Origin of the sequence: Nocardioides sp. NBC_00368 (genome assembly GCF_036090055.1) — a bacterium.
Taxonomy (GTDB): domain Bacteria; phylum Actinomycetota; class Actinomycetes; order Propionibacteriales; family Nocardioidaceae; genus Nocardioides.
Genome location: NZ_CP107970.1, coordinates 6,150,894 through 6,159,512, shown reverse-complemented (window position 1 = coordinate 6,159,512; position 8,619 = coordinate 6,150,894). Strand labels below are relative to the sequence as shown.

Here is an 8,619-nt window from a genome sequence, read left to right as displayed (position 1 = left end):
CGGCGACCAGATGAACATTACGCCTCCGTGACGCGCTTGCCAAATCGAGGAACGCCCCAGCGAAGGCTGTCACCTTCGCCAGGGCGTTCTCGCAGGTCAGAGGCTACTTGAGGCGTACGCCGGCGAACTTCTTCTTGCCCCTGCGCAGGACGACCCAGCCGTCACCGAGCAACTCTTTTTCGTCGAGCGCGCCCTCAGCGTCCTCGACGCGGACGTTGTTGACGTACGCACCGCCCTCGGAGATCGTCCGGCGGGCCTCCCCCTTGGAGGAGACCAGGCCGGCGGCGACGAAGAGGTCGACGTACGTCGGCAGCTCCTCACCACGCTCCACCTCGACGGCACCGGCCTCCGTGATCGCGGCGGCCAGCGTCGTACTGCTCAGGGTTGCCAGGTCGCCGCCCCCGAAGAGCGCGGCTGCGGCCTGCTTGGCCTGCTCGGTCTCCCCCGCCCCGTGGACGAGGGTCGTCATGTGATCGGCCAGCGCCTTCTGTGCCACCCGCAGGAACGGCTTCTCCGCGTGCTGAGCCTCCAGGGTCTCGATCTCCTCGTGGGACAGGAACGTGAAGACGCGCAGCATCTCCCCGACCTTGGCGTCCTCGACGTTGAGCCAGAACTGGTGGAAGGCGTAGGGCGACATCATCGTCGGGTCGAGCCAGAGGGCGCCGCCCTCGGTCTTGCCGTACTTGGTGCCGTCGGCCTTCGTGATCAGCGGAGTGGTGAAGGCGTGAACGGTCTCGCCGGTGACCCGGCGGACCAGCTCGACACCGCCGGTGATGTTCCCCCACTGGTCCGAGCCACCGAACTGGAGGCTGACCCCGTGCGTACGGAAGAGGTTCAGGTAGTCCATGGACTGCAGGAGGATGTAGGAGAACTCGGTGTAGGAGATGCCGTCCTCGAGACGCTTCTTCACCGTGTCGCGGGCAAGCATCCGGTTGACCGGGAAGTGCTTGCCGATGTCACGCAGGAAGTCGATCACCGACAGCGACGCCGTCCAGTCGGCGTTGTTGACCATCGTCGCGGCCGTCTCGCCCTCGAAGGAGACGAATCGCTCGATCTGGCTACGCACCTTCCCGACCCATTCCTTGACGGTCTCGGGCGAGTTGAGGGTGCGCTCACCGGAATCGCGCGGGTCGCCGATCATGCCGGTGGCGCCGCCGACGAGTACGTAGGGCGTGTGGCCGGCCTGCTGCAGGCGCATCGCCATGGTGATCTGGAGGAGGTTGCCCATGTGGAGGCTCGGCGCGGTGGGGTCGAACCCGATATAGAACCGCACACTCCCGCCGGCCAGCGCTTCTCGGAGCGCGTCGCGGTCCGTCGAGTCGGCGATGAGGCCTCGCCACTCGAGGTCGTCGAGGAGGGTGGGATCGATGGACACGTGGTGCCTTTCTCAGATCGTTCTCAGATGGTGTTTCCGGGGCCCGGAACGGGTTGTCCCGGAAGCAAGGGTAGTAGGCGATACCCCCTAGAGTTGACCACTGGCGTTCGCGACGAGATTTGAGGGGACCTGGGTGATCGCAGGGAGGTACCGGCTCGAGAGGGAGCTCGGCCGGGGAGCGATGGGGGCCGTCTGGCTCGCCACCGACGACGTGCTGGGACGTTCCGTCGCGCTCAAACAGCTGGTCGCGCTCGACGGCGTGTCCGATGCCGCGGTCGAACGCGAGGCACGGCTCGCGGCACGACTGGTCCACCCGAACGTCGTCGCCGTCTTCGATCTGGTGCGCGACGACGACAAGCCGTGGCTGGTGATGGAGTACGTCGAGGGGAAGACCCTCGCCCACATGGTGCGCGACGACGGTCCCCTGACCGTCGAGGACGCCGCGAGGCTGATCGGTCAGATCGCCTCCGCCCTGCGCGCCGCCCATGCCGCCGGCATCGTCCACCGCGACGTGAAGCCCGCCAACATCGTGGTCGGCCGTGCCGACCGTGCCAAGCTGACCGACTTCGGCATCGCCCGCGGCGTCGACTCCCAGACCACCCAGACCGGGCAGGTGACCGGGTCGCCGGCATACCTGGCTCCGGAGATCGCCACCGGCGGCCGGGCCAGCCCGGCCAGCGACATGTGGTCGCTGGGGGCCACGCTCTTCCAGGCGCTGACCGGCGAGCCGCCCTACGGGATCGGCGACAACGCGCTGGCGACGCTGTATCGCGTGGTGCACGAGGACCCGCCGCGTACGCCGCTGGCCGGCCGGCTCGCGCCGCTGTTGGAGCACACCATGGCCTACGACCCGGCCGAGCGGTGGTCGGCCCAGGACGTCCTCGACTTCCTGGCGGGGCGGATCGCGGCCGAGAAGCTGGAGCCGGTGGCGATGCGTACGCAGACGCTCACCGCCGTCGCGGCGCCGGCTCCGGCTCCGGTGGAGGCCCCAGCACCCGCGGTGGCGTCGCGGCCGGCCGCGGCCGGCCGCCGCAGGTGGTGGCCGGTGGTCGCCGTCGTGGCCGCAGCACTGGTGCTGCTGGTCGGCGGGGCGCTGTGGGCCAACCGTGGGGACGAGCCGACCGCGAAGCCGAAGGAGGTCGCCTCCGCGTCGCCGCTGTCGGAGGCCACCGACGAGAAGACCGAGGACGCCGCCGAGGAGGAGTCAGAGGAGCCGTCGGAGGAGCCGACGCCTACCGAGACCGCCAGCGAGACCCCGAGCGAGAGCCCGTCGGCGAGCCAGACCGCCGGCGCGAGCGCCGAGGGCATCGACGCCTTCATCCGCAGCTATCTCGCCACCGCTCCCGCGAACCCCGACAGCGCCTACAGCTCCATGCTGACCCCGGCGTTCCAGGCGAGCAGCGGCGGGCTCGAGGGCTATCGCGACTGGTGGGGCTCCGTCGACAGCACCAGCGTCGTGTCGGTCTCACCCAGCGTCGACCCGCTCAAGGTGACCTACACCTACAGGTACACGATGAAGGACGGCCGCCAGGACGGCGGCACGGTGACGCTCGGGCTCGTCTACGCCGACGGGCGCTACCTGATCAACAGCGAGGGTTGAGCACGTCAGAGCAGTTTGCCGAGCGGGCCCAGATCGATGTTGAGGTCCTCGGCGGTGAGACCGAAGTGGTCACGCAGCTCCGTCATCTTCTCGTCGAGCAGCATCAGGGTCTGTCCCAGGCGCTCGATGTCGTCGTCGCTCAGGCCGCCGGCATCCATGCGCCGGATCGCCTGCCGTTCCATCAGCTGCCGGAGCAGTTCCACGAGGGTGAGGACAAGCTGCACGAGCCCCTTCTCCACGGACTCGGGATCGGCGTCGATGCGCCGGCTCAACGCCGACGGCAGGTCGCGTTCGTCGTCGAGGTCCAAGGGCCACGGGGCGGAGTCGTCGGGCCGGTTCACTCGCCCGCCTCCTGACAGAAGCTGAACGGTGGCCACGGGCCGGTGACGGTCGCCTCGGGCCCGTTCGTGGACCACTCTTCGACTACCGTTCGGACCGCCTCCACGTGCTCGTCCGGAACCAGGACCGCCAGTCGCACCTCGTGCGGGCGGACGGGCGGCAGGGGCCTGATCTCCGAGGCGTACGGTGCGAGCAGGGCCTGCAGCTCAGCGGTCTCGGCATCGCGCTGCTTCACCTCCATCGCCCGTCGACGGAGATAGTCCGACCCGGTCCGCACCGTCGCGGCGCGGGCCGGCATCAGGAGGTGGACGATGCACTCGCTGTGTCCGGTGACGGCGGCGAGCCGATCGCTCCACTCGCTCTCGTGCTCGGCGACGAGCCGGTCCAGCTCGTCGTCGTCTCGGACGACCGTCCCGAAGCGCATCGGCAGCACCGGGACATACGCCCAGAGCTGGTGGAGGGCGCGCCCGAACCCGAGCAGCTCGCGCGTCGAGCGCTGGGGTGGCTGCGTACGCGGTTCCGCGAAGACGGTCAGGCCACGGGATCGGTGTGCCCGGAGCGGGAGGTCGACCTCCTCCCCCGTGCTGCCGGCGTCCGCGGCGGCCACTGCGTAGAGGAGCATCACCGCTGCCTCCCGGAGTCGGGCGGCGAGACCTTGTGGGCGGGGGCGAGCACCAGGCGCAGGCCGAGGTAGACGAGGTCGACGCCCGCGAGCGACAGCACGATGTCGCCGCCCACGACGACACCGCCGTCGATCAGACGGTCGACGAGGTCGACGAGCGACGTCTCGTCGAGGGCCGGGGAATGCTCGAGCGTCACGACGCCGTCCCGGTCAGGTCGTCATCGCGCCGCTCCCCCGCACCGACGAAGCTGTAGGGCGGCCACGGGCCACTCACCTCGACGCGCATGCCCGCGTCGACGACCAGCTGGTTGTGGTGCTCCTCGGCGACCCGGAGGAACCGCCGCTCCTTCTCACGTGGCACCAGGTAGGCGCTGTTGAGCAGCATCGGCTCCTCGCGGCCGGTCACGGCGCTGTCGAGAGGGGCTCTGACCACGCTCGCGACCGCCTCGCGAGCCAGCGCTTCGTGGGTGTTCGCCAGGAGGCGCTCGCGCCGTCCGCGTTGCTCGTCGCGCTCGTCCTGCTGGGACCGGCGTCGCTCCAGGTACTCCCGGCCGCTGCGGGGCGCGGGCACCTCGGACTTGCGCGGAGCCGAGGTCGGGAAGACCTGCAGCGACCACTCGACACGTCCGCTCAGGAACCGCCAGACGCCTTCGAGATGGGCGCGGCTCGACTCCAGCGCGGCGACCAGCGCCTCGTCGTTCCGGTAGATGCCCGGCAGCTGCAACGGGAGCACGTCACCGCGGTCGACCAGATCCTGGAGCACCTCGTGGTGAGCCGAAGCGACGGGCGTGACCCAGCGGGTGTCCTCGCCGTGCTCTGCCCACGCGGCCTCGCCGAACGACTCCGCGGCCAGATCGCTGACGACCACCTCGAGGTCGTGGAAGCCGATGGTGCGTAGGTCCGCCTCGGCGATGCCGTGGTCGGGCAGCGTCCGGGGCCTGTGCACGAGGCCGTACGCATGGACGACGGTGGTCGGGTCAGCGGCGCTCACGGCTCGTCTCACCTTCCACGATCTGGCTCTGTTCGCCGACGCTGCGCTCGAGCGCCTCGAGGCGCTTGCGGAGGTCGAGCTCCTCGTCCCGCTTCTCCTCGTCCGCGAGGTTGCTGACGAACGGGTCGCCCTCCCACCAGTTGATGCCCATCTCCCGGGCGCGGTCGACCGAGGCGACCATGAGCCTGACCTTGATGGTCAGCAGCTCGATGTCGAGGAGCCGGACCTGGATGTCGCCGACGATGACGATGCCCTTGTCGAGCACGCGCTCGAGCACGTCGGCGAGGTTCTGAGAAGATGGCTGGGGCCGGTTGTTGACGAAGACCGGCGTACGCGGTGTCTCGCTCATCGATCGTCCACCTGGGCTCGGAGGTAACGGTTGACGCGGCGGTAGCCGGTGATCTCACCGTCCTTGTCGACGGTCACCTCGTAGGAGGCGAGCACGTCGGTGGTCTCCGGGACTCGTTCGAGCTCGAGAATGTCCGCGGTGACGATCCAACCGTCGTCGTCGCGACGGATCGCGGTCACGCCCTCGGCGGGGCAGCCCACCAGCGCCTCGAGCTCCTCGAGCACGTGCTCGGCGATCGTCGACAGGGACGAGTCAGTCATGCCAGCCTCCGGCCATCAGCCGCTGCACCAGCTCCTCCTCGAGGGCGGCCGCCTCCTCGTCGGTCAGCTCACCTGCCTGATGGCGGGCGTCGACGTCGTCGAGCGCGGCCTGGATCGCGGCCGGGTCGTAGTACTGGCTCTCGGCCTCCTCGAGGATCTTCTCGCCGACCCAGACCACACCGCGTACGGGCGCGATCGGCAGGGTGAGCAGCTGGGTGATCAGCCCCATGCGGGCACCTCCGACGACGCGGCATCGAGGAATGCGTACGGTGGCTGCGGGCCGACGTAGCGAAGGGCTGCCAACGGCGTCAGGTCGTCGCGCAGGGTGGTCACCGTCGCGTCGACCTCGCTCTGTCGGTCGCGCTCGACCAGCAGCGCGGCCTCGACCGCCTGCAGCGCTCCACGGGCTTCGCCGAGCGAGACGGCCCGGGCGACCGCAACCAGCTCGTCGACGACACGGTCGCCGACCTCGGCCCGCAGCATGTCGAGCGCGCCGGCCATCGCCTCGCCCAGGCGCAGCTCGGACGAGGGCCGCTCCCCCGGGCTCGCACGCCGTACGTGGTCGCGCAGGGCGACGAGGTCAGGATCGCGTCGCAGCGCCTCCCGGAGGGCTTCCTCCTCGTTCAGCTCGACCGACACGCTGAGCTGGAGCAGGCCGTCGAACCGCTCCAGGAGCGAGCGGATCTCTCCGCCCCGGCTCTCGATCAGCTCGTGGCGTACAGTGTCGTCGTCCGGCATCTCGACGCCGAACTGCATCGGCAGCACCGTGCCGGCCGCGGCCATCGCCTCGAGCGCGTGGGCGTGGGCCATCAGGTCCTCGCGCATCACGCGCGAGTCGGCGTCCACGTCGCTCACGAGCACCCGCAAACCATCGCCGTCGATGCGACGCAGCGGACGTGAGGCTCGTCCCTTCCGGTCCGCAGGGATGGCGACCGAGGTGTCCGTGACTCCGTAGATGTGGACAGGCACGGTCAGTCCTCCTTCGCCTTCGTCTGTCTGGACGTGCTCTTCCGAGTACGCCGAGCCGGCTGCTTGCGACCCTGGCCTTGGTCCTCGTCGTCGTCCTCGTCTGCGTCCTTGTCGGCGTCCTCGTCGGAGTCCTCGTCGTCGCCGCCGAGAATGCTCCCCAGCTTCTCCTTGGCTCCTTCGATCGCTCCGGATGTCTTCCCCTTGGCCCCGGACTCGGTCACCCCCTCGATCAGCTCCGGGATGCCGTGCGTCTGGGTGTCGGTGAGGTCCAGCCGATTCACCGCCTCGGCGAAGCGTAGGTAGGTGTCGACGCTGGCGATCACGATGCGGGCGTCGATCGTCAGCAGCTCGATGCCGACTAGCGAGACACGCACATAGATGTCGATCACCAGACCCTTGTCGAGGATCGTGTCGATGACGTCGGCGAGGCTGCTCGGAGCCGGGCGGTCGAGGTACCGGTTCTGCTGGGTGATGGTCATGACTCAGTCGCTTTCTGCCGGGGTGCCAGCGGGCACGGGTTGCTCGGCCCGCTTCAGTACGTGCCTGCGGATGTAGGCCCGGTTGGCGCCGAGCGACCTCGCCAGGCCGGATTTCCCGCACCCGACGAAGTAGCCGATGCACCAGTCGAGCTGCTGCAAGGCGTCCTCGGTGGCGGTCCGATAGCGATCGACCTCCACCATGAGCTCCTCGACGTTGCGCTCGAGCTCCTGGACACGGCGTTCGTCGTCTTCGGCCATGGTCAGGATGCCTTCGTGGAGGAGCCGGAGGACGTACGCCTGCTCGGGCTCTGCTTGCTGGCGCTCTGCTTGCTGGCGCTCCGCTTGCTCGCGCTCTGCTTGCTCGCGCTCTGCTTGCTCGCGCTCTGCTTGCTCGCGCTCTGCTTGCTCGCGCTCTGCTTGCTCGCACTCTGCTTCGTCGGGCGCCGCGTGGTCGTGGTCTTCTTGGCCGCCGGTTTCTGGGCAGCCGTCTTCTTCGCAGCTGTCTTCTTGGCTGCCGGCCTCTTGGCAGCGGCCTTCTTCGCGGTCGTCCTCCTCGCCTGCGGCTTGTCACCGGACGACCCGTTCGCGGAAGACCTGCTGTTGGAAGACCCGTTGCCCGTCGTGCTGCTCGACGACGACTTCTCGGAGCTCCGGGAGCTGCTCGTCGTACGGGCCTTCGTCCTCCCGCTCTGCTCCCGACGCTTCTCCGAGCCGTTCTTCTGCCCTCTCTCCGACCCCTCGCCGGAACCGTCGTCCACGACCTCCTTGTCATGGATCTCGCCCGTCCACCCCTCGATCTCCTCGCGGTGGAGAAGCGTGTGGTTGGCCACATGACGCCGGAAGTGCTTCATCTCCAGGCGAACCCGGCGCCCCTGGGCCCGCCAGAGGTTTCCGGTGTGCTCGAAGAGGCCCTTCGGGTGGTACTCGAGCGAGACGAGGATCCGGGTCAGGTTCGGCGCGAGCTCGTGGAAGGTGACCGCGCCGTCGATGCGTCCCTTCTCGCTCTCGCTCTTCCACACGATGTGCTCGTTCGGAACCTGGTCGAGGATGGTTGCCTTCCACGTGCGGTGGGACCAGAACACCTGGGCCTGCCAGGTCACGACCTGGTCGTCCTCCTGGGTGACGTTCTCGACCTTCTTCATGAACGACGGGAATTCCTCGAACTGGGTCCACTGCTCGTAGGCGACGTCCCGGCTGACGGGTACGTCGACGGTCTCGACGATGTTGGTCACCTTGAGCTTCTTGCCGGTGGGCTGCTCGCTCTTGTTGAGACCGCCCGAGACCTTGTCAACGGTGTCCTTGACCTGAGTCGCCGTGTCCTTGACCTGGGCGGCGGTGTTCTTCACCTTGCCGACCGGCGCCGTCACCTTGTCGACGGCCGCCTTCGCCCCCGCTTTCACGGTCGAGCCACCCTTGGACCCCTTCGCCCCTCTCATCGAAGGGACACCGTCGGCGATGCCGGTCAGTCGGTCGGTGAGCCCCTCGACGCCGCTGCCCAGCTTGCTCAGGCTCCGCTTCCCGAAGGCGCGGCTGAGGCCCAGGACCTCCTTACGCAGCCGATCGACGGGGAGCTGCGACAGAAGGCCCGAGTCCTCCGTGTCGGAAGCCGCTTTCTTGCGTGTCTGCTCCGTCATG

13 protein-coding genes are annotated in these 8,619 nt (G+C 68.9%); 1 reads left to right on the top strand and 12 read right to left on the bottom strand.

The window, feature by feature from the left end; genetic code table 11:
- Positions 1-103 precede the first annotated feature (103 nt).
- Positions 104-1,375 (bottom strand): tyrosine--tRNA ligase, encoded by a 1,272-nt coding sequence (tyrS, locus tag OG984_RS29465; protein ID WP_328529637.1) that lies wholly within the window; start codon positions 1,373-1,375, stop codon positions 104-106.
- A 133-nt stretch (positions 1,376-1,508) separates the two neighbouring features.
- Between tyrS and OG984_RS29460 the strand changes: the two genes are divergently transcribed.
- Positions 1,509-2,975, top strand: coding sequence for a serine/threonine-protein kinase (locus OG984_RS29460; protein ID WP_328529636.1), 1,467 nt, complete (start codon positions 1,509-1,511; stop codon positions 2,973-2,975).
- A gap of 5 nt (positions 2,976-2,980) precedes the next feature.
- Here the strand turns inward: OG984_RS29460 and OG984_RS29455 are convergent, their stop codons facing one another.
- From OG984_RS29455 to OG984_RS29405, 11 genes are read right to left on the bottom strand one after another with little or no spacing between them, the layout of a single operon-like run.
- The gene (locus OG984_RS29455) at positions 2,981-3,283 is read right to left on the bottom strand and encodes a gas vesicle protein K (protein WP_328529635.1); all 303 of its coding nucleotides are present in this window, start codon (positions 3,281-3,283) and stop codon (positions 2,981-2,983) included.
- A 29-nt stretch (positions 3,284-3,312) separates the two neighbouring features.
- Positions 3,313-3,936 (bottom strand): GvpL/GvpF family gas vesicle protein, encoded by a 624-nt coding sequence (locus tag OG984_RS29450; protein WP_328529634.1) that lies wholly within the window; start codon positions 3,934-3,936, stop codon positions 3,313-3,315.
- Positions 3,936-4,133, bottom strand: a complete 198-nt coding sequence (gene gvpJ / locus OG984_RS29445; protein ID WP_328529633.1) for a gas vesicle protein GvpJ — start codon at positions 4,131-4,133, stop codon at positions 3,936-3,938. Before gvpJ (OG984_RS29445) ends, OG984_RS29450 begins: the two co-directional genes overlap by 1 nt.
- A complete protein-coding gene (locus OG984_RS29440; protein ID WP_328529632.1) occupies positions 4,130-4,927 on the bottom strand; it encodes a GvpL/GvpF family gas vesicle protein in 798 nt (265 codons plus the stop codon). Before OG984_RS29440 ends, gvpJ (OG984_RS29445) begins: the two co-directional genes overlap by 4 nt.
- Positions 4,914-5,276 (bottom strand): gas vesicle protein, encoded by a 363-nt coding sequence (locus OG984_RS29435; RefSeq protein ID WP_328529631.1) that lies wholly within the window; start codon positions 5,274-5,276, stop codon positions 4,914-4,916. The genes OG984_RS29440 and OG984_RS29435 overlap by 14 nt, the downstream gene beginning before the upstream one ends.
- Positions 5,273-5,536, bottom strand: a complete 264-nt coding sequence (locus tag OG984_RS29430; protein WP_328529630.1) for a gas vesicle protein GvpO — start codon at positions 5,534-5,536, stop codon at positions 5,273-5,275. The genes OG984_RS29435 and OG984_RS29430 overlap by 4 nt, the downstream gene beginning before the upstream one ends.
- Entirely contained in the window at positions 5,529-5,765 is a 237-nt protein-coding gene (locus OG984_RS29425) for a gas vesicle protein GvpG (RefSeq protein WP_328529629.1), read from the bottom strand. The genes OG984_RS29430 and OG984_RS29425 overlap by 8 nt, the downstream gene beginning before the upstream one ends.
- Positions 5,756-6,505, bottom strand: a complete 750-nt coding sequence (locus tag OG984_RS29420; protein WP_328529628.1) for a GvpL/GvpF family gas vesicle protein — start codon at positions 6,503-6,505, stop codon at positions 5,756-5,758. The genes OG984_RS29425 and OG984_RS29420 overlap by 10 nt, the downstream gene beginning before the upstream one ends.
- 2 nt (positions 6,506-6,507) lie before the next feature.
- Positions 6,508-6,984, bottom strand: coding sequence for a gas vesicle protein GvpJ (gvpJ, locus tag OG984_RS29415; RefSeq protein WP_328529627.1), 477 nt, complete (start codon positions 6,982-6,984; stop codon positions 6,508-6,510).
- Between the two features lie 3 nt (positions 6,985-6,987).
- The gene (locus OG984_RS29410; RefSeq protein ID WP_328529626.1) at positions 6,988-7,242 is read right to left on the bottom strand and encodes a hypothetical protein; all 255 of its coding nucleotides are present in this window, start codon (positions 7,240-7,242) and stop codon (positions 6,988-6,990) included.
- A gap of 2 nt (positions 7,243-7,244) precedes the next feature.
- Positions 7,245-8,618, bottom strand: coding sequence for an SRPBCC family protein (locus OG984_RS29405; protein WP_328529625.1), 1,374 nt, complete (start codon positions 8,616-8,618; stop codon positions 7,245-7,247).
- Between the last annotated feature and the right edge of the window lies 1 nt (position 8,619).